The 26,415-nt window shown below is 36.0% G+C and carries 16 protein-coding genes and 1 riboswitch; of the genes, 9 read left to right on the forward strand and 7 right to left on the reverse strand.

Annotated features, from left to right (window positions below; genetic code table 11):
* Nucleotides 1–3: 3 nt before the first annotated feature.
* From BGI23_RS08070 to BGI23_RS08085, 4 genes are all read left to right on the forward strand, one after another.
* Nucleotides 4–1,218, forward strand: a complete 1,215-nt coding sequence (locus BGI23_RS08070; RefSeq protein WP_070805641.1) for an O-antigen ligase family protein — start codon at nucleotides 4–6, stop codon at nucleotides 1,216–1,218.
* Entirely contained in the window at nucleotides 1,193–1,993 is an 801-nt protein-coding gene (locus tag BGI23_RS08075) for a glycosyltransferase family 2 protein (protein ID WP_000237688.1), read from the forward strand. The genes BGI23_RS08070 and BGI23_RS08075 overlap by 26 nt, the downstream gene beginning before the upstream one ends.
* Complete coding sequence (locus tag BGI23_RS08080; RefSeq protein WP_001023695.1) at nucleotides 1,990–3,042, forward strand: glycosyltransferase family 4 protein; 1,053 nt, start codon at nucleotides 1,990–1,992, stop codon at nucleotides 3,040–3,042. Before BGI23_RS08075 ends, BGI23_RS08080 begins: the two co-directional genes overlap by 4 nt.
* A 93-nt stretch (nucleotides 3,043–3,135) precedes the next feature.
* Entirely contained in the window at nucleotides 3,136–4,683 is a 1,548-nt protein-coding gene (locus tag BGI23_RS08085; RefSeq protein ID WP_070805642.1) for a glycoside hydrolase family protein, read from the forward strand.
* A gap of 111 nt (nucleotides 4,684–4,794) precedes the next feature.
* On the opposite strand, the gene BGI23_RS08090 is transcribed toward BGI23_RS08085, so the two are convergent.
* Nucleotides 4,795–19,848 carry a DUF7507 domain-containing protein gene (locus BGI23_RS08090; RefSeq protein WP_070805643.1) on the reverse strand — a complete coding sequence of 5,018 codons (15,054 nt, stop codon included), beginning with the start codon at nucleotides 19,846–19,848 and terminating at the stop codon, nucleotides 4,795–4,797.
* A 122-nt stretch (nucleotides 19,849–19,970) separates the two neighbouring features.
* On the opposite strand from BGI23_RS08090, the gene BGI23_RS08095 reads away from it, so the two are divergent.
* Nucleotides 19,971–20,831 (forward strand): GNAT family N-acetyltransferase, encoded by an 861-nt coding sequence (locus BGI23_RS08095; protein WP_070805644.1) that lies wholly within the window; start codon nucleotides 19,971–19,973, stop codon nucleotides 20,829–20,831.
* A gap of 34 nt (nucleotides 20,832–20,865) precedes the next feature.
* On the opposite strand, the gene BGI23_RS08100 is transcribed toward BGI23_RS08095, so the two are convergent.
* Nucleotides 20,866–21,426, reverse strand: a complete 561-nt coding sequence (locus tag BGI23_RS08100) for a cysteine hydrolase family protein (protein WP_070805645.1) — start codon at nucleotides 21,424–21,426, stop codon at nucleotides 20,866–20,868.
* Nucleotides 21,427–21,609: 183 nt separating this feature from the next.
* On the opposite strand from BGI23_RS08100, the gene BGI23_RS08105 reads away from it, so the two are divergent.
* Complete coding sequence (locus tag BGI23_RS08105; protein WP_001195212.1) at nucleotides 21,610–21,870, forward strand: DUF6123 family protein; 261 nt, start codon at nucleotides 21,610–21,612, stop codon at nucleotides 21,868–21,870.
* Nucleotides 21,871–21,872: 2 nt separating this feature from the next.
* Here BGI23_RS08105 and BGI23_RS08110 read toward each other — a convergent pair whose 3' ends face one another.
* The 3 genes from BGI23_RS08110 to BGI23_RS08120 form a co-directional block, all read right to left on the reverse strand.
* Nucleotides 21,873–22,778, reverse strand: a complete 906-nt coding sequence (locus BGI23_RS08110; RefSeq protein WP_070805646.1) for a DMT family transporter — start codon at nucleotides 22,776–22,778, stop codon at nucleotides 21,873–21,875.
* A 13-nt stretch (nucleotides 22,779–22,791) separates the two neighbouring features.
* Nucleotides 22,792–23,178 carry a reverse transcriptase-like protein gene (locus BGI23_RS08115; protein WP_000573873.1) on the reverse strand — a complete coding sequence of 129 codons (387 nt, stop codon included), beginning with the start codon at nucleotides 23,176–23,178 and terminating at the stop codon, nucleotides 22,792–22,794.
* Between the two features lie 70 nt (nucleotides 23,179–23,248).
* Nucleotides 23,249–24,121 (reverse strand): aldose 1-epimerase family protein, encoded by an 873-nt coding sequence (locus BGI23_RS08120; RefSeq protein ID WP_000127427.1) that lies wholly within the window; start codon nucleotides 24,119–24,121, stop codon nucleotides 23,249–23,251.
* Between the two features lie 132 nt (nucleotides 24,122–24,253).
* Nucleotides 24,254–24,298: riboswitch (PreQ1 riboswitch) on the forward strand.
* 6 nt (nucleotides 24,299–24,304) lie between these two features.
* On the opposite strand from BGI23_RS08120, the gene BGI23_RS08125 reads away from it, so the two are divergent.
* From BGI23_RS08125 to BGI23_RS08135, 3 genes are all read left to right on the forward strand, one after another.
* Nucleotides 24,305–24,790: a QueT transporter family protein gene (locus tag BGI23_RS08125; RefSeq protein WP_001026467.1), complete on the forward strand. Its 486-nt coding sequence runs from the start codon at nucleotides 24,305–24,307 to the stop codon at nucleotides 24,788–24,790.
* A gap of 153 nt (nucleotides 24,791–24,943) precedes the next feature.
* A complete protein-coding gene (locus tag BGI23_RS08130) occupies nucleotides 24,944–25,603 on the forward strand; it encodes a ribonuclease H family protein (protein WP_000875517.1) in 660 nt (219 codons plus the stop codon).
* A gap of 12 nt (nucleotides 25,604–25,615) precedes the next feature.
* Complete coding sequence (locus BGI23_RS08135; protein ID WP_000358801.1) at nucleotides 25,616–25,792, forward strand: zinc-finger domain-containing protein; 177 nt, start codon at nucleotides 25,616–25,618, stop codon at nucleotides 25,790–25,792.
* Between the two features lie 33 nt (nucleotides 25,793–25,825).
* Here BGI23_RS08135 and BGI23_RS08140 read toward each other — a convergent pair whose 3' ends face one another.
* Nucleotides 25,826–26,074 (reverse strand): DUF2564 family protein, encoded by a 249-nt coding sequence (locus BGI23_RS08140; RefSeq protein ID WP_000534391.1) that lies wholly within the window; start codon nucleotides 26,072–26,074, stop codon nucleotides 25,826–25,828.
* A gap of 119 nt (nucleotides 26,075–26,193) precedes the next feature.
* The gene (gene cspB, locus BGI23_RS08145) at nucleotides 26,194–26,391 is read right to left on the reverse strand and encodes a cold shock-like protein CspB (RefSeq protein WP_001161727.1); all 198 of its coding nucleotides are present in this window, start codon (nucleotides 26,389–26,391) and stop codon (nucleotides 26,194–26,196) included.
* Between the last annotated feature and the right edge of the window lie 24 nt (nucleotides 26,392–26,415).

Consider the following 26,415-nt stretch of genomic DNA (forward strand, 5'->3'; position numbering starts at 1 on the left):
CCTATGGAAAATAATATGAAAATATCGATGAAATGGATCATGCTCTTAATATTATTTGTCATGTTAAGTAAATACAACATATATATTGGATTTTCGCTGAAGATATATATGATTTTTTTAGTCATATATTTTTGTGCAACAGTTAAAAACTTTCGTATTCAAAAGCTATATTTTCACGAAGTTGTATTTTTACTATTTTATTTCATCTATTGTTTCAGTGGAATTCTTTCTATATATTTACATGCTAGTATTCGTATGATTTTTGGTGTGCTACTTGTTTTAGGTTGTTATTTTATAATGAGAAATTTAGTAGGAAATGTTGAAATAGCAACACTTGAATCATCTATTGTCTATGTAGGAATTCTATTTAATATTGTAAGTCTAATACTGTATATAGTCGGTTTACAGCACTTTGGATTGTACGGTGGAGAAGAAAGAGAAATTTTTGCCGGACTATTAGTTGATAGAGGGTACCCAAGATTAATTGGTTTGCTAGATGATCCTAACATTTTTATTTTTTATAATACAATATTTTTTATGTATTATATGACAAACCTACATAATATGACGAACATTTTAGGATTGATTTTATGTGTTACGACAAGTTTATTAACTTTCTCAAGGGGAGGGATATTAGCACTTGTGCTCGTCGTTTTTGTATATGTATGTACATCTAGTTTTGCAAAAAAAATAAAAATAATAATGAGTTTACTATTGTTTGGTGTAGTGATCTTCAGTTTATCGAATAGTGTAATGGGTGGCCAATTGGATGATATATTGAATAAACGAATTTCTGATTTTTCGCATGATAATGGAAGTGGAAGATTTATATTATGGGAAGCTGCTTTTAAATATTATGTATCCAATCCATATATCGGAATTGGTGCGTTTAATTTTTCGAATTATTATGAGTTTCAATTTAATGAAAAATTATATGTGCACAATACATTTTTAGAAATTTTGTCTGAATCGGGTACAATTGGTTTTCTTTTATATAGCGCTTTTTTATGCATATTAATGTTTAAATTAAAGCAGTATACTCTGTTTCGTGAAAAACCGTATCTTTTATTGACTATGATTGCATTTTTATTTCAGATGATGTCATTGTCACTCATTATTAACGAAGCGTTCTTTTTATTTTTAGCAATGGTTGTGAAGTACATTTCAATATATGAAGGAAGGGGAAAGGTAGATGGTAAAATGTCTATCAGCACATAATAAGGCGCCTCATGTTTCTGTAATAACACCTTCTTATAATAGTATACGATTTATAGGTGAGACGATTTTATCAGTACAAAATCAATCATATGAAAATTGGGAAATGATTATCGTTGATGACGCTTCAACTGACCAATCTGCTGCAAAAATTAAAGAGATAATAGAAGGGGACTCGCGTATTAGGCTAATATCGTTAAAAGAAAATGTTGGTGCTGCGAAAGCTCGGAATTTAGCGATTGAAGAGGCGAGAGGAAGATATATTGCTTTTTTAGATAGCGATGATATATGGTTGCCAAATAAATTGAAGACGCAATTGTTATTTATGGAAGAAATGAATGCGGCCTTTTCATATACATCGTATAGTTTAATTGATGAAAACGGTAACGGACTAAATCGAGAAGTGAATGTACCAAAATTTGTTGACTATCATCGTTTGGCAGGAAATACAATTATCGGTTGTTTAACAGTAATGATTGATCGGGAAAAAATTTCGCATATTGAAATGCCTAATGTACAGCCGGAAGATACAGCACTATGGCTAAACTTATTACATGAAGGGCATGAAGCGAAAGGAATACAGCAAGTGTTAGCGAAGTATAGAATTGTAGAGAATTCTGTTTCGAGAAATAAAATGAGAGCGGCTTTTCGGTATTGGAAATTATTAAAGGAACAAAAACGATTGAATGCAGTGCAAATTTTTTACTATTTTAGTAAGTATGCTTTTCATGCCTATAGAAAAAATAAAATCAATGTAGTTGGGAAGACGCAATTATGAATATATTGTTGATGACAGACAAATTGATAACTGGAGGAGCTGAAAGTTATTTCTGTAAATTGGAAAGCAATTTGCGTGATGAGAACTTTACAGTTTATACAGCTGCAGGTGATGGAGAACTATATGAATCTCTTACTAGAAAAGAAAATTTCATGTTGCTTAGTCGATGGAATCATTTGAGAAATATTTATTACTTGCGAAGAGAAATTTGTGATCGAAAGATAGAAATTATTCATGCAAATAGTTTACGAATGGTTTTATATTCATTTCTACTTCAAAAGTCTATGAAAAAAAAGATAAAAGTCGTGTATACGAAACATAATGTAACGATATTAGAAAAGAAAATGCCAATTCTTTTTCGTTATTTCATGAATAAATATGTGAACAATATTATTACAGTAAGTGAGTTTGAAAAAAATAATTTAATTTCAATGCATGTAGCTGCAGAAAAAATAAAGACGATTTATAATGGTGTGGATATTGAAAAGTTTTTATTTCGGCAGAAAAAGACAGAATCTACTTATCATGTAGGGATATTAGCCAGATTATCCAAAGAAAAAAACCATCAACTATTTGTAAAAATTGCAAATGTGTTGAGAAAGAGAGATGATTTTAAGTTTTATATTGCTGGTGATGGACCAGAGAAAGAGTCTATTATGAAAGAAATAGAAAAGTATGGATTGCAGCAAAATGTAAAGATGTTAGGGAATATTTCGGAACCACATAGATTTATAGGGAATATGGATGCCCTACTTTTATTATCTTTTCGTGAAGTGTTTCCGATGGTGGTAATTGAAGCGATGGCCACAGGAACACCAATTATTTCAATAGATGTCGGCGGAATAAATGAAGCAGTAATAGATGGAGAATCAGGTGTTTTGATATCTGAATATTGCGAATCAGGATTTGTAAGTGCGCTTGAGGAACTAAAAGAGAATGAAGAAAAGGTGAATGGTATTAGACTGAAAGCACGAGAGAAAGCAGAGAGATATTTCTCGTTAACGAAAATGATAGAAGAAACGAAAGATTTATATGAATTAAACAAATGACTGTAGAAGTCGTTTGTTTTTTTTTATTATAGAAACTTTTAAGATAAAACTCACATATTATATGAAAAAGGTAATATGAGGAGTGAATTTATTTTGTCAGAATATATTTCTTCCCAAGAAGATTGTGCACCAGAAAATAGCGTTCATATTGATTGTTTTGGAGCAGTTCCAAACTCGGGAAATGATAGTTCATTAGCAATTCAGCAAGCTATAAATTATTGTGTAGCGAATCGAATTTCGACGGTTAGAATTACAGGGGTAAATACGTACAAAATTGTAAAGCCGGTTGTTGTTAAATCAAATGTAAGATTAGAGCTAGATCCTACTGTAACACTACAAATCGATGGAGATTTTAATGCGTTCGAATTGCAACAAAATGCGTCTATAACAGGTGGTACAGTTCAAGTTATAAATCCACTGTTTCAATCTGCAGTTATTTATGTTTCCGGTTCACAACAAATAGAAGTTCCTAATCACTCTCTTATATCAAATATAAATATAATAAATGCAACGTCGTCATATAAAGGAAAGGCTATACACTTTTATTGTCAAAAAGCATGGGACTATATTAGTTTTTTTCAAGTCAACTTTATTCAAATTAAAAACTTTCAAACTGCAATACATTTAAAGACAGAATTTATAGATGATATAAATACCCCTTGCTGGATTAATGCAAATGTATTTCAATCTATATTTATTGATGGATGTCAGTATGGGATAGAAGTAGATGGAAATAGTGATTTGCCAAATGAAAGTTCAGGTAATACATTTCATGATATTCAAGTACAATGTAGACAGCAAACGAAAAAAGTAATTCGTTGTACGGGCGCTTATAATACATTTGATTGTATGATCTGGGATACGTACCGGATGAGTAGCGAACAGATTGTCATTGAATTTTCTTCTAATTCGCATCGTAACTACCTTTTTTCGAATTTACTTTCCACAACTATTGTAGATAAAGGACAATACAATGTTTGTAAGTCTACCTATGAAGAATCTCTTCGGATTCAGTTGCCGATTACGTTAAATAAACCACATTTAATAGGGAACCAAGATGATATATTAGTAAATGCTCAGCAGAAGTATACTGTTAAGCAAGTAAGTGGGAAATTACCTTACGGGGGGAATCTTGCAAATTGTTTTAATTTAATAGATGAACAAAGTGTAAACTATATCGATGTTCCGGATAGTAATCCAGTTGTGATTGAATTAGATTTTACGAAAAATCCAATCCAAATGTTGAATTGTTTTGGCATGTATTTTGGATGGGGAGAGAGCCCGAAGAAAATTAAAATTGAGTATGCATTAAGTGCAACTGGAAATTGGGTTGTTGCATCGGATGTTCCATTAAATGTAGGCGACACAATTATATCGAATATGAAGGCGAGTCAACTATATAAAGCGAGAATTACACTGAGTGGTTATGTTCAAGACCATAAACGTTTTCGAATTAATCGTATATTTGCGAGATCTTCTATGGAAAATGGGAATGCTTGGTTAGCAACAACAGGCGGAAGAATGTTTGGAGATATTGAAATAGAAGCAAGTAAAGGTATCATTATGAAGACTGTTAGTGGAGCGAAATGGAAAGTAACAATTAATGAGGCAGGCCAACTTATTACGACTAAATTAACTTGAGATGATGCTCGGTTATAAATGCTTGGACGAGTTATTAAGTAGTACGATAAAGAGAATGAAAAAGAGATTGTAATTTGGTTTCAACCAAACTACAATCTCTTTTTGTTTCATTTAATCCCACCAAATCCAAGTCCAAAGGTAATTTCGTACATTTCGAGGAGTAATCCGTATGAAGCGTTCACCGTCAAAGAAGCAATTAAAATTTGGAAGTGTCTCATCTGGATTTTCTGGAACAAAGGTGACCGTATTTTCATTACTCGTAACGGTTACTGTAATTGGTGGATCGGTAGGTGAGGCTTGAAGTTGTAACGAAATATTAGCCGTATTTTTAAACTCATTAGTAACAGGTGGACTTATCACTTGTACGGTGAATAACACGATAATTGTTTCGCTTGGTTCTAAATTAGTAGCAACTAGGAAACCGATATTCGGATTCGCTAGTGGAGAGCGTTCTCCGTTAATGGAGACGGTGCCGTTCATAAATTGTAAACCTACTGGAATAGTATCCTGTAACGAAATATTTAAGAGTGAAATCTCGGAAGTATTCGTAATACGCACCGTATAATCAAAATATTGATTTAAATAAGCTGAGCTGACGGAAGCGTTTTTCGTGACTGTCGCAGTTACAAATTGAACTGGTATACGAACAATATTCGAATTAACAACGAAAGTAATAATCGGATCCTGTGGTGTCAATTGGAAAGCGGCTGTAACTGTTGCAGAATTTATAATTGTACTGTTTGAAGGAATAGAAGTTACAAGAACTTTAAATGTTATCGTTGCTACTCCATCTGCAGGTAAAGAGCCGATATTCATACCAGTGTCTGGACGGATATTTGGAACTTGAGTACCATTAATTGATACGCTGTTTTCTATAAATGTTGTACCGGCTGGAATTATATCTAGGACGGAAGTACTGATTGTAGGAATTGGTGAATGATTTATCACCTCTAATGTGAAAGTTATGATGTCCCCTGTCGCCACGATAGATTTATCGGCTGTTTTTTCAATACTAACCATTGGATCAACTATTATTGTTGTAACAGTATTTGTTTGCTTTGTAACGGTATTTATTTGCCTTGTAATCGTAATAGGAGGTTCGGTTGGACCGACAATAGGTGTATAGGAAATAGTAGCATCGTTATTGATTGTAGATTGAAGAGTAGAAGAAGATATTGTCACTTGGAATGTAATAATAAAAGATTCGTTTGGAGCAAGGTTGCCTAGCGTAATACCATTTTCAGGATTCGCATTAGGTTGATGGATTCCGTTAATCGTAACACTACCAATAACGAATGTCGTATCTACTGGTGCTGTGTCTACTAGAAGAAGATCTTCAATAGTGATATTACCATTATTCGTAATGGTAATGGTGTACGTTAAAGTTTGACCAGGTAAGGCGCTCGTGAAATCAACAGCTTTTATCGCAATGACATCATCATTTTGGACAGTTGTTGTGACAGTATTTGTTGTAATTGTATTTGTAACAGGTACGTTATTTGGATTGACTATATAGTTAAAAGTAGTGATTGCTTGGTTGGTGAGTTCATTTGGTGTCGGAATAGAAGTTACAGTTACTTGGAATGAAGTGATAGCATTTCCGCCAACAGTTATAGGACCAATTGGTATACCACTTACTGGATTAACTCCCGGAAGAGTTTCTCCGTTTACAATGACGCTATTTTCTATAAATGTAGTACCTTGAGGAATCATATCTTGAATGACTACATCATTTGCTGCAACATTACCAGTTTGATTGAGCGTAATCGTATACGTTAACGTATCACCGACTGTTGCAAATGCTAGGTCAACAGTTTTATTACTATTCAAAGTCGCATGATTAATTGTTGTTATGGCAGCTGATGAAATAATAGTTTCGGTAATAGGTGGTCGATTTGGTAACGTGTATTGGTATTCAATTGTACTCGTGTTAGAGATTGGATTTGTTTGCGGAATTGAAGTAATCCGTACTTGGAATAGAATAGTTGCTGTTGTATTAGGCGGAATGTTATCAATTTGTATCCCGCTAAGTGGATTGTCATTTGGACGAGCGTTGCCATTCACAATAACACTGTTCTCTATAAAGCTCGTATTTGCTGGGATGATATCTGTAACGATAATGTTTTCTACTTGAATATTCCCATTGTTTGTAATGGAAATTGTGTAAGGGATAATCGTTTGTAGGTCAGCATATTGGATAGGCGTTGTTTTTATAGCGAGTACATTAGCAGAAATAACTTCAGTGAAGGTAATATTACTAGTTGATATTTGTTCCTCGCCATTAATTGTATAACGAGAAGTTGATTGGTTTTGGATACGACTGCTAGCTGGAAGAGATACCACGGTAACGGAAAACGTGACTGGGATAGAAATGTTAGGAGCAATCGTTCCTACAAGTATACCGGTACTTGGATTGGCGTTAAGCTGCGGAATGTTATTTACTAAAACGCTACCGTCAATAAAGGTAGTTCCACCAGGAATGTTGTCTGTAAATACAACAGCAGTGGCATCTGTATTCCCTGTATTCGTTAAAGTTGTTGTATAAGTTAAAATGTCACCAATTGTTACAGAAGTCAAATCAACAGTTTTAAGTGAAACGATATCAGCATCATTAATTTGAACGAAAGTAGTGTTGGAAGTAGTCGATTTTTGAATTGGTGCAAAATCAGGGTTGAAAACAAAGTCGTAGATGATGTTTGCAGTATTAGGAGTTGGGTTTACAGTAGGTAAATTCATAACGGAAACTTGGAAGGTTATTGTAGCCATTTGACCTGATGCGATATTAGGAATGGAAAAGCCGATATTCGGATCCGCTGCAGGAAATGCAGTATTGTTAACTAATACACTTCCCGGGATAAATATTGTTCCATCCTCTATCGTATCTGTAAAAAAGATGGAGTTAGTTGTAGTGGATCCGTTATTTTGAATGAGTACTGTATATTCAATAGTTTCATCAATATTAGCTAATATTGTATTAGCAGATTTTGTGGCGATAAGAATCGCATCAATAAATTGTATATTTGTAGTATTGGAAGATGTCGTTTCTGAAATTGGTGGTAAGCTTGGGTCTGGCTGATACTCATAGTGGATGACGGCGATATTATTAATGTTATTTTGAGGAGGTATAGAGACTACATTTACTTGGAATGTAACGATAATTGTATTGTTTGGAAGGATAATATTAAGGGTGATTCCAGTAATTGGATTTTCGTTAGGTCTTGGTATGCCATCTACAAGAATGCTATTTGGAACGAATGTAGTGCCAGCAGCAATTGCGTCAATTAGGAGAGTATTTGTAATAGGTACTGTACCAGCGTTTGTAACTGCGACTGTATATGTGATGATTTGACCGATGCGTGTAATAGATCTGTTAGCGGATTTAATTGCACTAATATTTGCTGTACGGATTTCAGTATTTACTGCATTTGATAATGATCTACGCTGAATAACCGGAGAACTAGGGTCAATTTGGTATTCATACGAAGTGTCTGAAATGTTAGTGACTGTGTTGCCCTCGGGTATATTTGTAAGTTGTACTTGGAATGAAATAGTGACTGTTTCATTTGGTTGTATCGTGTCAAGCGTTACGCCAATTTCAGGATTCGCACCAGGCTGAATGACATTATTTATTGATAAGCTATCTTTAATGAATATCGTACCTTCTGGAATATTGTCAATGAACACTGTATTGTTAGCCGGAACAGTTCCGATATTTTGTAGTGTATTTGTGTAAGTAATATTTTGCCCGATGGATACGAAAGTAACATTCGCCTGTTTAACAGAAATAATATTTGCATTTTGAAGCGATGTTGTAACGATATTAGAAGTTACAGAACGATTCACTGGGGGAGCTGCAGGAATACTTACATATTGGTACGTTGCTGAAGATTGATTTACAATTTCGGTTTCAGTAGGTGGATTATTTGTTTGGACTTGAAATAGTATCGTTTTGGAACTGTTTGCTGGAATTGTTCCAATCGGTATTCCGTTTTCAGGATTTACACCTGGCTGAAGGACACCGTTAATTGTGACACTGTCGGGAACGAATGTAGTCCCAGCTGGAATCGAATCTGTAAAAATAATATTTATTGCGTCAACATTTCCGATATTTTTCACTTCAGAAATATAAAGGATCGTTCCACCAATATCTACAGTTGTTGGATTGGATGTTTTTGTAATTGTCAATTGTGCTTGCACGAAATTTGTAAAGACGATATTACTAGTAGATGTTTCCGTAATAGGCGGTTGCCCTGGATCCGGTTGAATTGTATATGTTGTATTGGAGTGATTTGTAATCGATTGTTGCGAGAATGAATCATTAATAAGAATTTGGAACGAAATTAGGTGCGTAGCGTTTGCAACTAGGTTAGGCAAAGTAACACCTGCGTTTGGATTTGCACCAAGTATAGCTGTTCCGTTAAGTGTAAAACTATTGTCTACGAATGTAGTCCCTTCTGGAATAGTATCTGAAAAAGTAAGATTAGTAGCTGGAATATTTCCGGTATTCTCTAGCGTTATCGTGTAGGTTAAAATATCTCCTGTTGTTGCTTGTTGTGCATTGACTGCTTTTAAAGAAAGAACATTCGCATCCGAAATTTGTGTGAAAGCTGGGTTAGACGTAATTGTTCGAGAGATGATAGGAGCGGTTGGATCCGCGATAAAAGTATAGTCAATACGAGCTATATTAGAAATTGGATTCACGCTTGGAATGGATTGAACGATCACTTGGAATGTTATGGTGATAATGTCTGAAGGCGCTATGGAGTTTAATGGTATCCCTACGTTTGGATCGGCACCTGGAGTTGAAACGCCATTAATGGTTACGCTATTCGGAATAAATGCAGTTCCTTCTGGGACCAAATCTGTTAAAGTAACTGTATTTGCAGTTGTATTCCCGTTATTTTGAACGACTACAGTGTAAGTGATTGTACCGTTAGTAGATTGTACGAGAGAATCTGTATTTTTAATTACAGACAGCGATGCATCAACGACAGCTGTACTAACCGTATTAGATGAGGAGGTTGCTGTAACTGGAGGTTGACTCGGGTCGACATTATACGTGTAACTTGTAAGTGCTTGATTTATAATTGCTCCTTGCGGTGGAATAGAGCTTGCACGAAATTGGAACGTAATAGTAGCAGAATTACCTGGTGCGATAATACCAACGGGAATGCCAAGAGTTGGACTTGCATCTGGAAGTGAAATCCCGTTAAGTGTAACACTATTTGGAACAAATAATGCTCCTTCAGGAACTCCGTTAATGAGTAATACAGAGTTTGCAGGGAAGTTTCCAGTGTTTGTTAATGTTGCTGTATACGTAATGACATCGCCGATAGATACGATTGTTCGATTTGCCTCTAAAATAGTTGTAACAGTCGCGTTATTAATTTGTGTTGAAGCGCTATTAGAAGTTATTGTGCCGGTAACAGGAGGAGCCGCCGGATCAACGATGAATGCATATTGAATAGATGCAACGTTTGTAATTGGATTTGAAGGTGGAGTAGATGTAACTATGACTTGGAAAGTAACAGTTAAGGAACTACCCGCGCTAACGGTCCCGATAGTAACTCCACTATTTGGATTTGCACCTGGAATGGTATTTCCATTTACAGTAAAACTATTTTCAACAAAGGTCGTTCCTGCTGGAATGAGGTCTGAGAAATTTACATTCGTAGCATTCGTATTGCCGCTATTTTGAATTAAAACGGTATAAGTGATCGTGTCGCCAATATTTGCAAAGGCTGTACTAGCAGTTTTTACAGCTGAAAGTATTGCTGTATTAATAGAAGTAACAAAGACGTTCGTTTCCACGTTGCCAGGCTGAGCTTGTAATGCATTGCCTACGTTATATTGGAAGTTCACAAATGCTAAGTTTTGGAGTTCAGGAGTGAATGTTGTTGGATTGCTTACAATTTGAACTAGGAATATGATTGTTACAGTTTGATTTGGAATGATTGTATTTATGCCGATACCGTCAATGATAGAAGCGGATGCTAATGGAGTGCCATCTACAATAACTGATCCTGCAACAAATTGTGTCCACGATGGTATCGGGTCTGAGAAAATAACGTTATTAGCAGGAATATTTCCTGTGTTCGTAATCGTAGTTGTATACGTAATCGTATCACCAATCGTTGCAAAAGCTTTATCTCCGATTTTAGTAGTAGTTAAAATAGCACTTTCAATTGATGTTGTAACACTATTTGAAGTAATGTTTTTTGAAACAGGAGGATTAGCTGGATTAACGATATGCTGGAAGCTAACGCTAGCTTGATTGGTAATTGGATTTATAGGCGGAATTTCATCGGCACTAATATGAAATGTTACGATGACAGATTGGTTTGGCGCGATATCACCAATTGGAACCCCTGTAACGATATCTGCATTTGGGATGCTAGTGCCGTTAAGTGTAAAACTATTCGGTTCAAAGGAAGTTCCGTCTGGAATAAGGTCGGTGAAAATAACATTTGTTGCACTAACATTTCCGCTATTTGTAATGGTAACGGAGTAGACAATATCTTGCCCAATATCTACTGTTGACACATTTGAATTTTTTTGTGCAGTAAGGATAGCGCTATTAATTTGTGTAGTCGTTGTATTAGATTGATTAGAAGTTGTAATAGATGGCTGGCTAGGATCAACGACATAATGATATGTGATAGAAGCAGAATTAGAAATAGGATTAAGTGTAGGAAGTGTAGTAACAGTTGCTTGGAATGTGACGATTGCCGCATTACCACCATTAATGGAACCGATATTTACACCAGTAGATAAATCAGCATTTGGAATGGTTTGCCCATTAACTGTGAAACTATTTGGAACGAAACTTAAATTGCTATCAAGAATATCGATAACAGTTACGTCCGTTGCAGCCACATTCCCGGTGTTAGGGAGGTTAAGTGTAAATGTTATTGTATTACCAACATCCGCAAAAGTAAGATTTGCTGTTTTTGTACTAATAATAGTTGCATTGTTTATTTGAAGAAGTGTCGTGTTAGAATTAGCTGTACTTGAAACGGGAGGGTTATTTGGATCAACAGTAAACTCATAATTCGTGGATGCGGTATTCGGTGCTGGATTAATAGGTGGAATGTTGTTCACCGCAACTTGAAATACGATACTATATATTTCATTAGGCGGAAGTGCTGCAAGTAATACACCGTTATTTGGATTCGCGTCAGGTTGTAAAACACCATCAACAGTTAATGTGTTAGGAACAAATGTGAGTCCGCTCGGTAATACATCCGTGAATACAATGTTGGCTGCATCTGTATTTCCTATATTCGAAATAGAAGTAGTGTAAAAAGCAGTTTGCCCAATATCTGCAAAGGAGACACTTTCATTTTTCGTCATGGATAATATAGCTTCTTTAATTTGTGTTGAAACAGGATTACTAATTGAAGTTTCTGCATCAGGCGGTGAAACTAATTGATACGATGTTGATGAGAAATTTACAATTGGGTTTTCGATTGGTAATGACGTTACAGTAACTTGGAACGAAACTGTTACTGTAGTCCCAGCTGTTATAGTCCCAATATTTACACCGTTCGATGGGTCCGCACCGCTTTGGGGAATGCCATTAATAGAAAAAGAGTTTGTAATAAATGTAGTTCCGCTTGGCATAGTATCTGTGAAAATAACATTTTGTGCAGATGAATTTCCATTGTTTGTTAAAGTGACCGTATAAGTGAGTGTATCTCCGATGTGGCTAAATGCTTTATCAACTTGTTTAGATGAAAGAATGGTAGCTGTATTAATTGTAGTAAATGTTGTGTTTGAAGTAACATTTCTTGAAACAATTGGTGCATTTGGATCAGCGATAAATGTGTAAGAAGCAGTAGCGGAATTGACAATAGGATTTTGGGCTGGTGTAGAAGTAGCGGTAACTTGAAATGCTATAGATATTGAGCTGTTAGGAGCAATTGATCCAATTGTTATGCCAGTATTAGGATTGAGCCCGATTTGTGTAATGCCACCTATTGTAACGCTATCAGTAATAAACGTTGTACCATTTGGTATAAGATCAGTGAAAGTAATATTCGTAGCGTTTGTATTACCGGTATTTGTCAAAAGTGTCGTATAGGTAATGGTATCACCTAGTGTTACAAGTGTTTGATTTACAGATTTCACCATCGTTATCATAGCATCTAGTACCGGGTTTGTAACGATATTCGTTGAAGTAGAAGTTGTAATAGGAGTTACGTTTGGATCGACAGTATAAGAATATAAAATTGTGTCACTACCCATAATTGAACTTGAAGGGGGAACAGAAAGAACAGTTGCTTGGAAAGTAACGGTTACTGTTTCACCAGGAGCGATATTTGGTATAGTTACTCCAAGTGCTGGTTTCGCACCAGATTGCTGAACCCCATTTATTTTGACTGAGTTTGGTATAAAGGTAGTGTTAGCTGGAATTGCGCTCGTGAACGTTATATTCGTTGCAGTCGTATTTCCTGTATTTGTAATAGTTGTTGTATACGTAATCGTATCTCCAACAGAAATGATAGATTTATCAACGCTTTTTTGGGTCGTTAATATTGCACTATTAATTGTTGTCGAAACAGAATTAGATACATTCGTTTGTGTTATGGCAGGTTGGCTAGGATCAACCACATGTGCAAATTGTACTGAACTAAAATTAGAAATTGGATTTATACTTGGAATGTTTGTAACAAGTACATTAAGAGTAATCACGGCCGTTCCATTTGGGTTTATATTTCCAATCTGAATCCCGTTAGATGGATTTCCGATTTGCTGTGTACCAGAATCGTTCGTAAGAGTGCCAGATATGAATGTCGTCCCATCAGGTAAAGTATCCGTGAAAATTATATTTTGTGAAGTGACATTTCCAGGGTTACTTAATGTAATTGTATAAGAAATTGTATCGCCAATCGTAGCGAAAATCTTATCTACAGATTTGATTGCCACAATCTCCCCAGAATTTATTTGTGTCGAAACAGAATTAGATGTCGAATTTCGTGAAACAAGTGGTAAATTAGGTCCTGTCATAAATTGATAATCAATAGAAGCGCCGTTTACAACTGGTGAGTTTGGTCCTCCAGGTCCGATTGTAAAAATTGGATTTGGAATGCTAACTACTTGCACACGGAAGGTAACATTTATAAAATCTCCTGCAATAATATCCCCAATTGGTATCCCGTTCGCTGGATTTACTCCAGGTAATAAAACCCCACCTACTCGAACGCTATCTTCTATAAATATTGTATTATTTGGAATCGTATCTGTAAAAATGATATTCGTAGCAGTTGTGTTCCCTATATTTTCTAATAAAACAGTATACGTTAAAAATGAATTTCCAGGTGCAATGTCAGAAAATAGTCGATCCACACTTTTCGTTGCTTGAATAATCGCTTCGTTAATTTGAACTAAAGTTGGATTACTTGTAGCTGTTTCTGTCACCGGCGGCTGGTTCGGATCAACAATGATAGAGTATGTTGTGCTAGATTGGTTCAATGTTGGATTTGTAGCTGGTATTGAGCCAACAATAGCCTGAAAGCTAATTGTTATCGTTCCTCCAACTGGAATTGCGTCTAAAGAGATTCCGCTATCTGGTCTAAATCCAAGTTGTGGGATGGAGTTAATTTGTACACTATCAGGAACGAATGAAAGTTCGGGTGGTAATATATCGATAAAAACAGGTGTGTTTGCGGTAGTATTTCCGCTATTAGTGAGGGTAGTTGTATACGTAATTGCATCTCCAACAGCAGCAAAATCACTGCTTGCAGTTTTTGTTGCGATAACGGAAGCAGTATTTACTTGTGTAAAGGTTTTATTGGATTGAACTGTTCGGGAAACAGGCGGCTCATTTATATCAACAATAAAGTTATATTGAAGCGATGATTGGTTCGGAATTGGATTCGGGTTTGGCAGCGTTGTAATGTTTACTTGAAAATTGAGTGTAATCGATGCATTTGCATTCAAGTTACCAATATTGATACCGTTTTGCGGATTTGCATTTGGGACGGTTACACCATTTATCTTAAAGCTATTTGGGACAAAGGTAGTACCATTTGGAATGGAATCTGTAAACACAATGTTGTTCGCAGTAGTATTTCCTGTGTTTGTAATAGATGAAGTGAATGTAATCGTATCACCAATTGTAGCGAAAGTTGTACTCGCATTTTTATTTAAAACTAAAGTAGCATCAATAATTGGAGTAACCGTCGTATTCGTAATTGTGCTATCAACAGCAGGTGATTGGTTTGGGTTCACGGTATACTCATAATTTACAAGAGCATTATTTGTTAATGTGCCACTAGGTGGTATCGCTAAAATTTGTGCTTGAAAAGTAATGAGTATAGTATCTCCTGGGGGAATATCTGCTAAGTGAATACCAAGTGATGGATCTAACCCCGGCTGCGGAATATTATTGATAGTTACAGAGTTTTGGACAAATGAAGCGCCTGCGCCGAGTCCATCTGTTAAAACTGTAGCACTAGCAGGAATATTTCCTGTATTCGTAACGGCAATCGTATAAGTAACGATATCCCCAATTGCAGCATTCGGTGTGTTCACTGATTTTGTTGCGATAATCGTAGCGTTGTTAATTTGAGTTGTTATTACATTACTTGATGCATTGGCGGATGCTGGAGGTAAGTTCGGGTCTACGACATATTGGTACGTAGTGTTACTCTCATTTGGAATTGGATTCGGATTCGGTATAGAATTTACTATTACTTGAAATGAGATTGTTGCACTTGTATTAGGGTTTATTGGATCAATTGCAATCCCACTTGCTGGATTTGTATTAGGGAGTGTATTTCCATTTACTGTTACACTATTAGGGATAAATGATGTTCCGTTTGGAAGTACATCTGTAAAAATTACATTTGATGCAAGTGTGTTCCCGTTATTCGTTAAAGTAGTCGTGTACGTAATCATATCATTTACGTTAGCAAACTGTTTATCTGCCGATTTTACAGCGGCAATTGTAGCATTATTAATAGTCGTCTGTACGGTGTTAGATGCCACCATCTGCGTTACAATTGGTTTGGATGCGTCGTACATGTATTGGAATGTAGTGCTCGATTGATTCGTAATCGGATTTGGACTAGGAATAGTTGGTACAGAAACTTGGAATGAGACAGTACGTGATGAATTCGCTCCTATTGTACCAATTAAAATGCCATTAGCAGGGTTTGCATTAGCTATAGGGACACCGTTAATCGTTACAGTGTTAGGAAGGAAGATGGTACCAGCTGGAATGATATCTGTAAACGTTACATTGGAGGCAGGGATATTGCCGTTATTCGTTAAAATTGTTGCATAAGTTATGACATCGTCAACATCAGCGAAATTTGTACTTGTTAGTTTCGTAGCAACAATATTAGCAGTATTAATTTGTGTCGATACTATATTGCTAGTAGCATTTCTAACAACAGCAGGTAAATTTGGGTCAGCAATAAAGTTATATTGTAGTGCAGCACTATTTTGAACTGGATTTTGTGTAGGTAAACTACTTGCGCTTATTTGAAAAACAATCGTTGTAAAACCGCCAGCAGGAATTGTCCCGACTTGAAGACCTGCACCTGGATCTGCGCCTAGCTGTAAAGTACCACCTATAAAAATACTATTTGGTACGAGTGTGGTGCCAGAAGGGATGATATCGGTAACGACTACATTATTAGCGGGAGTGTTGCCAAGGTTAGCTAAGGAGATTGTATATGTGATTGGTTGCCCAACATCAGCAATAGTTAAATCGACCTGTTTGACAATCACTACATTTGCTATGTTAATTTGCGTACTTACAGTATTACTTAAAGAGGTTTCTATAGTTGGTGGATCACCTGGGTTTAAAATGAAACTATATTGTGTACTAGATGAATTTATTGTTGGATTTTGTGTTGGTAAAGAGGTGACAGTTACTTGGTAAGAGACGGTAAGGGAGCCGTTAGCAGGAATGGAAGGCAACGGAACACCAACGTTCGGATCTGCATTGTTTTGTAGCACACCATTAATAAGGAAAGTGTTTGGAATAAAGGTAGTACCATCTGGATTTGTATCCACAAAAGTAGGATTATCAGCAGTAACACTTCCTGCATTCGTCAAAAGAATGCTATAAGTTAGTACATCCCCAACAGTGGCAAACGTTCGGTCCACTGTTTTTGCTGAAATGACATTTGCGTCATTGACTTGAGTGAGTGTAGTGGTTGAAGTTGTGTTCTTACTTACAGGAGATGTATTTGGATCCACGATAAAGTTATAGGAAATAGAAGCGCTATTTGAAATAGGATTTGGATTTGGGATGCTAGTTATTGATACTTGGAATGAAGCTGTAATTGTAGTGCCGGCATTAATACTACCAATAGTAATGCTAGTTGGTGTAACGCCTGGCTGAGCAACACCGTTAACTATGACACTGTTTGGTACAAAGGCAGTACCATTCGCAATTGAGTCGGATAGTAATACATTGTTCGCTGTAACATTTCCATCGTTTGTAAGAGAAAAATTGTACGTTAATATATCTCCGACTTCCGCAAATGTTTTATCTACAGATTTAGTAGCTTGAATGTTTGCTAATCTAATTGTTGATGTAACAGAGTTAGAATTTGCTGTTTTTGAAGTGGGTGGTAAGCTTGGATTTACAGTGTAAATGTAAGAAGCAAAAGCGTTATTAATGACAGGGTTTTGTGCAGTAATATTGATGACTGTTACTTGAAAAGAAAGTGTAAAAGTAGCTCCGCCAGGAATTGTACCAATAGGCAAAGCGACGAGAGAATTTACATTTTGCAAAACACCGTTTAGTGTTACAGTACCTGGAGTCAATATCGTTCCATTTGGAAGTGGATCTGTTAGTTGCACGTTAGTAGCAGCTGTATTTCCACTGTTTGTAATAAGGATTGTATAACTGATTGTTTCGCCAATCGTAGCAAATTGTTTATTTGTTGATTTTGTTAAAGTTACATTCGCATTGTTAATTTGAGTGGAAACGAGATTTGAAGAAATGTTTTTTGTAACGGGTGATTGACTAGGGTTGACAGTGTACTGATAAGAAGCGCTTGAACCATTAGATACAACATTCGAAGCTGGGATTGTATTTACTACTACTTGAAATGAAATGTTTTTCGTCGTACCAGTAGGAATAGATCCTATATTTACGCCGTTTGCGGGATTTGCTCCAACGTGTGTCGTTCCATCAATTGTTAAACTGTTGAGAACAAAAGTTGTTCCAGTAGGAATGGCATCTGTAAAAATAACATTGTTTGCACTTGTATTACCTGTACCTGTAAAGGAAACAGTGTACGTTAGTGTATCACCAATATCGGCAAAATTTTTATCTACTGCTTTTGTCATTGTTACAGTAGCATTATTCACTTGAGTGGAGACAATATTCGTCGTATCAGTCCCGCTTACTGCCGGTTGATTTGGCACAGGAATGTATTGATAAGTTGTTGTACCACTATTTAATATTGGATTTGTTTGCGGGATAGAAGGGACAAGTACTTGAAATGAAACAGTAGTTGTAGCATTAGCAGCAATAGACCCAATTGCTATACCATTAGCCGGATTTGCACCAGCTTGCGTAACACCGTTAACGGTTACACTCCCAGGAACGAAAGTAGTCCCGCTAGGAATCGGATCCGTATATATTACGTTAGTTGCAGCAATATTTCCTATATTAGCTAAGGCGATACTGTAAGTTAACGTTTCACCAATATCGGTAAAAAGTTTGTTAACTGATTTTGTTCCGTTAATATCTGCAAGATTAACTTGTGTTCCAGCAGAGTTACTTGTTGCAAGACCGTTAAAAGTCGTTCCGCCAGCAATTGGTGTATATTGAAATGTAATATTCGCGGTGTTTGAGATAGGATTTTGACTCGGAAGAGAAACGACAGTTGCTTGGAAAGTTACTGTACGAGAAGCGTTGTTATTAATTGTTCCAAGAGATATACCAGCAGCCGGATTTGCATTCGTTTGCGGGACATTATCTACTGTTACAGTTCCAGGTATAAAGGAAGTACCGTTAGGAAGAATGTCTGTAAAAATAACGTTATTGGCGGGGAGAAGCCCTGTATTAGGGATAGTAACTGTATAAGTGAGAACGTCTCCAATTGCTGCAACACTTTTATTCACGCTTTTTGTTGCTTGTATGTTAGGTGAATTTATGTTGATTTGTAAACCGACTGTATTTAACATATATGCGTCTCCGTTAGTTGTTAAACGGATTGCGGCGGACACTTGAGAATTTGTTAAATAAGGAGAAATATCAATGGAAGTAATGTCCCAGCCCTGTCTTCCAGCGGAGATGTTTGTACCTGTAGAAGCACTTTGATTTCGCGTTCCAAATGTCCCGGTTGTATCTAAGTTTCCAGCGGCATTATTAATTTGAGAACCGAAGAAATTATTTACAGCATTGTTAGGTCCAGATAAGGCATTTAATGAACTGAAATTTGGCCCGAATAGAGCCTGATCCCCAATTAAATCAGCATCTCCTTCGGTAGAACTTAAAAACAATCTCCCGCTTACAGGCCCTCCTGAAGGTGTTAAAAATCCTGAAACAGATACATCGGCACTACCAGTTTCTGCAGAAACACGGTTACCAGCTACGTAAATTGTTAAATTTCTTGCAGGTAAGGAACCATTTTGATATGCGACGATAAGTGTCCATCCAGCCGAGTTAATTGATCCATTAGAAGCATCTAAAGGATCAACAAGTCCAGGTACAGATCCTGTAGTATAGGAGCCAGACCCTCCAGCTTGAATAAGAGTCGTTACGTCTGCTGAACGAGTGTAAAATCCAAATGTAATAGAGTTTGAAACGAATGTTTGATTAGAAGCTGTAACAGCTGAAGGAGTAATTGAGTATGTTGACACAGGTGTTGTAAAAGAAACTGGGTTTCCTAATACGCTCGTAATGTTTTGATCACGAGATAAATAGTTTCCACCCCAAACAAGTTCTGCGTAAAGAATGGTACTACCAGCAGGGATATTTAAAAGAGCGGTAGAACTATTTTGTGTATAGTTTAACGTTGTCCCAGCAGGAAAAGATGTTACTTGTAAAGCGGTATTCGTAGTTGCGAATGCACCAATTGCCCCGATTGTACCAGCACGGTTTTGGTTACTAATTTTACTTAAGCCTAAAGTATTTCCTGTAATTGCGAGTGCGCCGTTAGTGGTGGTAGAAAATCGATTCGTAATGGGCATGTTGTCACCTCATTTCCAATATAGTCTTGGTCAAAATAGGATATGTGTGTGACAAATAAAGGGAAACATGTACAAGTTGATTTGATAATAATGATTTAAATGTCTAGATAAGGGGATGGAGAATGATTGGATTGAAAATAAGAGTAGATCGTCTTAGAACAGAAAATATAGAGGATATTGTTGCATTATCATCTTATATTGGTTGGGATTATAACAGGGAAGAAGTTGAAACAATTTTTAACTCAGGTATTGTATACGGCGTATGGAATGAGAGAAAGGAACTTATTGCTAGCGCTGCAATTATATTATACGGAGAGGCGTTAGCGTCAATAGGAATGGTGATTGTACATCCAGATTATAAGGGAAGAGGGATTGGAAAGATAATAACGGATGCGTGTGTTAAAAGCGTATCAGCTCATACTCCAATTATGCTGATTGCTACGGACGAGGGAAAGCCTTTATATGAAAAATTGGGATTTAGAGCAGTAAGCTATGTTTCTAAATACATATGTAACTCGTACAATGTGAATAATTATTGTATGAGAAATGAAGATTATATGATGAATTATGAGGAGTGTGATTTAGAAGAAATAATAAAATTAGATGAATATGCGTTTGGAACAAATAGAAAAGGGTTTGTAACGAAAAGAATTATGCAAAGTGAACAGTGCACTGTTGTAAGGGACAAGGAACAAAATGTATTAGGTTACGGTTTAAGCATACAAACACCAGAAAATAAAATAATAGGACCGGTTGTTGCTAAAAATGATGAGATGGCAATGAGAATTGTACATGATTTAGCAAAAGGGCATAATGGTAAATTAAGAATTGATGTACTAGAAGGAAAGAAAGATTTCATGAAAGTATTAGAGATTACTGGTTTTAAAAAGGTGAATACACCACCAATTATGATGAAAAATAGCGGTCAATTATTAAAAAGGAATAATGAGTTATATAGCATTGCAGCACAAATTTTTGGGTGAAAAAGAATCCTTCTGAACGAAGGATTCTTTTTCGCTAATCACGATATTGATCATGAGTCGGCTGAAAGAGGTCTTCCTCGATATCCCTTACCATAGAAAAATGATCAACATTATAATGACCATGGAGAATTTTATTATGGTGAGAGATAATTTGTTCTGCAGTCAATACGTCAGAAGCAGTTGTGGAATGACCGTTTTTAATTAATGTAACATCAAAGCCTTGTACAGTTGCTGTCCTCACAGCGGTATCAATACAATGCTCTGTTTTACATCCACCGATAACAATATGGTTAATCTTTTCTTTTTTTAAAAGTTCAAGTAAAGAAGTGCCATAGAATGCGTTTGTGGCTGCTTTATTAATAAGGATTGCAGACTGAGGTACTTGAATTTCATTATGTACTTCAAAGCCTACGCCGCTACCAGAAGCAACATCGATATCTCTTACGAAAACAATAAGGGCATTGGAATCTATTGCTTTCTGCACGGCTGTATTGAGTGTAGATAATAATTCGGTTTTACGAAAAACTTCACTTTCTTGTTCATTTCCATCCATTAATTCTTGCTGCGCATCGATAATTAATAGTGCTTGTTTCATCATGTCTCCCCTTTAATATGGAATAAGTTCCACTGTACATATTCCTTCATATTGTAAAGAAATCCTCTATTTATAAGCGAAGTAGACGATTGATTTACAAAGTTGTCAAAGAAATTTCATTCTCATGGCGTATAAAAACATGTATGATAGGAAGTGGAGAATTTTTGAGTAGGTGGGAATAACATGCAAACAGTAGAAGATTATCTTTCATTCTTACATACGAAAGGATTTAAATTATCAGAGGAAGCACAAGGATTTATTATGTTCGGACAAGGATATACGGGTGCATCTGATGGCATTGTAAACGCAGCAATAGAAGCGACAATTAAGCATCAATTGCAGTTTGATGGCAGTTATTTTGTTGCGTTATTAGAACGATTGAAAGAAGAAGAGATTACAGATAAAAAAAGCGCTAAGGCTTTTATGCGGAAGTTACAAGCGTAACTTCACGCAGCCTGCGCTTCTTTTTTTGTTTTAGAAGGTAATTCAACAAAAACCATGCCTAGGAAAATACAGAGGCATCCGATAATAGCGGAAATAGAAAGTTGTTCGTTTGCAACGAGAACGCCTGTTAAGGCAGCGAAAACGGGCTCCATTGCGAAAATAATTGCTACTCTCGTTGGAGACGTATGTTTTTGTGCTGATGTTTGAATGAAAAAAGCAATGGATGTCGCGAACAGGGAAGTTAGAAATAGAGCAAATAAAAAGGAAGAATTCGTCCATAGTGCTACTGAAAATAAATTTTCCCAATCTTCAAACAAAAAGGCGCAAATAGAAGAAAACATACCGACAGCTAATACTTGCGATGTGCTTAACAATAAAGGTGATATTTTTTTAGAGAAGAAGCCGTTAACGAGAATATGAGCAGCGAAAGCAACTGCACAACCGAGAACGAGTATATCTCCAATGTTTAATTGAAAAGAATCACCTGCTGTTAATAAATATAAACCCGCTGTTGCTACAGCAATGCCAATTACGATAAAAATAGTAGCTTTTTGTTTTAAAAAGATAAAAGACAAGATTGGTACCATAACGATACTAAGCCCTGTTAAGAAACCAGCTTTTGAAGAAGTTGTATAAAGTAAGCCGAATGTTTGTAATACATAGCCAACGCATAAAAAGAATCCAACGGTTAATCCAGCGAGGCTACTCTGTTTTATATGTTGTTTTGAAGTTTTTTTTGAGAAAATCATTTGAACGAATAATAAAATGATTCCAGCGAATAAAAAACGTATACCATTAAATGTAAATGGACCAACGAAAGACATAGCATTTTGAACGACAACAAATGTAGCTCCCCAAATAAAAGACACAAATAATAAAGCAAGAGGAGCAATCCAATCTTTTTTCACACTCATACCCCCGTTAATTTTGTAAGATAGCTTTTCTAGCTAATTCATCAGCAACTTTATTTTGACTACTTGGAATCCACTTAATAAAAAAGAGATCGAAACTTTTTATGTACTGCAGTGCTTCCTCTAATAGTGGTGCAAACATTTTATTTTTTGCGTATTCTTTTTCGACAGCCCTCTCCACAAGTTGCGAATCTGTACGAAAAGAGACAATGTTATAATTATGCTCCGTGCAATATTTTAATGCCGCAAGTAAAGCGTGGTATTCTGCTTCATGATTGGACATTGTCCCAAGGGGCAATGATAATTGTACAGCGGGTTGAACCCCTTTAATAAATACGCCTGCACCAGAAGGACCAGGATTTCCTTTTGATGCACCATCAATATATACTTCAATCAAAATGAGAAACCTCCAAATGATAAGATGATCCCCTACCTATATGTTTCTTTGAAGTAGGGGATAGAGTAACTTAGCCGATTGTAATACTATAACGACATGTAAATGTTTCATTCGCTTGTAAAGATTGAATTCCTTTTTTTTCCTTGAAATCTTTTGCTGGATTTACTTCATCAGCAATTCCGTACCAAGGTTCAATACATAAGAAAGGTGCATTCTCGCCTGGTGTCCATACGCCGACAAATGGGAATCCGTCAAATTCTACTTTTACGAATTTATTATGTTTATGAGAACGGATGGAGATTTCATCCGTATTCATATTTTCAAAAATAAGTGCATCGTTTTTAAATAGGTCGTATGTAAGTGGCAACTCATTCGTACTTTCAGCAATTAGTTGCTTCTTATTTGAAAGGTAAGGTCCTTCTAATACGCTCGTTTCTAAACGCTCTGAACCATTAAAAGATAGGTGGTAATCTGTAAATGACTCGCCCTCTAATAACGGGAAATTGAAACCAGGATGTGCTCCGATTGAGAAGAACATCTCTTTTGAAGCAGGGTTATTCACTTCGTATGTTACATGAACGGTTTGTCCGTCTAGTTCATAAGAAACGAGTAATTCGAATTCGTATGGGTATTTTTTTAATGTTTCTTCATTACTAGTTACAATGTAAGTGATTTTCGTTTCACTTTGTTCTTCTACAGAGAATGTAAGATCACGAGCAAAGCCGTGTTGTGTTAAAGAATAAGGTTTACCATCTACGTAGTATGTATTATCTACTAATCGGCCGACGATGGGGAATAAAATTGGTGCACGGCGTCCCCAATAAGTAGCATCACCTTGCCATAAGTATTCTGTATTGTCTTCTTTTAAGAGAACGCTTTGTAATTCTGCACCTTTGTCAGAGATGGTAACGATCACTTTTTCATTTTGAATTGTTGCAGTCATGAAGTAAAACCTCCTAAATCTTTCATATATTTCATTATACGTTGTCTAAAAGAAAAAGGGTAGTTCATGGTAGGAATCTATTGACGAAAGGGGGGCTACCGCGTAAAATATAGTCTTGTTGCTTAAAAAACGAATAACGTGGTTCGAAACCATCCCACGTAAAAAAACTAAGGAGATTTTGTCATGAATATTAGAACATTAGTCGGTAATGGTATTTTAGCGGCATTATATATTGCTGTTTCTATGCTTATTCAGCCATTTGGCTTTACGAATGTACAGTTTCGTATTTCAGAGATGTTTAATCATCTCGTTGTATTTAATAAGAAAGCAATTTACGGAATTGTATTAGGTGTATTTTTAACGAATCTCTTTTTCTCACCTATGATCGCTTACGATTTAGTATTTGGAGTAGGGCAATCTATTCTTGCATTAGTTGCAACGATTATTTCTATGCGATTTATTAAAGGTGTTTGGGCTCGTATGATTTTTAATACAGTTATTTTTACAATTACAATGTTTATGATTGCAATTGAACTTCATCTTGCATTTGATTTACCATTCATGTTGACTTGGTTAACATGTGCAATCGGTGAATTTGTTGTTATGGCGATTGGTATGCCTGTAATGTACTGGATTAATAAACGAGTACAATTTGAAAGATTTATGTAATAGATGAAAGAGCTATTCCTATAGGGATAGCTCTTTTTGCATGTGATAATATTGAATATAATTCTTTGACTCTTGATAAAATATAATAAAATAAAGTGAGGCTTTCATTAGCTGGATACATATAAGAAGTCTTACATAAGGGGAATCTATAGTATGAAATATAAAATTCATTGGTTGTATAAAACAAAACGCGGTTTTCAGACGGAATTAACGACAGATTATATGAACATAGAAGAAGCACTTCAATTTGCGGAGGATTTCGAGAAAACAGGAAGAGTGAAAGAATTATTATTTTACGATGAAATGGATGCAGAATGGTCATTAAAGGAAATGAAGAAGCTGAGCAAACAAGTGGAGGAAGAACCCCAAGAAATACTCGTTTATTTTGATGGCGGCTATGATGTACAGACGAAAGAAGCTGGTATAGGCATATGTGTATACTATAAAAAAGGAAATAAAAACTACCGAATTCGCCGTAATGCATATATAGAAGGTATATATGATAATAATGAAGCGGAATATGCATCACTATTATATAGCATGAATATACTCGAGGAATTAGGGATTAAGTATGAAGCGGTCACGCTTCGCGGAGATTCTCAAGTTGTACTGCAACAATTGGCTGGAGAATGGCCTTGTTATGATGAACATTTAAATCATTATTTAGACCAAATTGAGCAAAAGGCGAAGCAAATGAAATTAAAACTTGTATGTGAGCCTATATCAAGAAAACAAAATAAAGAAGCACATCAATTAGCTACGCAAGCATTAGAAGGAACAGTGATTGATAGTCATAAAGAAATAACCGAATAGAGAGGTGCAAAGGTGGATAAAAAGCAACTCATTACAGAGGTAAATGACTTATTAGAAACGTATTGTGAAGGATGTTTTTTGCGAGAACATAATCGAAAGACAAATAGTAAGTATTATGCTCATTCCTTTTGTATAAGACAATGTACCGTTGGAGAAACATTGAAAAAATATGGGGAACAGTTGTCATGAAAAAACATCCAGAGAAAACTCTCTGGATGTTTTTTAGTGCTTCGCTTCATTTAATTGATGCTCACACTCGCTTAATTTCTTTTCCTCATTTATTAAAAATGGCTCGTCTAAATCTGTTGCAACAGATTTCATAATTTCAAGCTGAGAGCGAGCTGCTTCTACAGCAGTAGTAGCATGCTCTAATGTATCTGGATCCATTGAAATTGTCGCTGATCCTACCATTTTTTGTGCTGTTTCTACACGGAATTTCACTTCTTCAAAATCATTTACTTCTGATCCCATTAATAATTCCTCCTTTGTATAGTGCGCATTTCACATAGTTTTTGCTCTGGAAAACGGAAATATACAAAGGAATAACAAAGGAGGTTACCAAGTAAGGTAACCTCCTGTCATATGTTGGATTAAAGTTTTACTACGTTAGCAGCTTGAGGTCCACGGTTTCCTTCAGTGATATCGAAAGATACTTCTTGACCTTCTTCTAAAGCTTTGTAGCCTTCGCCTTGAATAGCAGAGAAATGTACGAATACATCGTCAGCGCCTTCAATTTCGATAAATCCAAAACCTTTTTCGTTGTTAAACCATTTTACTTTTCCTTGCATGTTACAATTCCTCCTAGAAAACAT

It is taken from the genome of Bacillus sp. ABP14 (assembly GCF_001831375.1).
GTDB classification, from domain to species: domain Bacteria; phylum Bacillota; class Bacilli; order Bacillales; family Bacillaceae_G; genus Bacillus_A; species Bacillus_A paranthracis.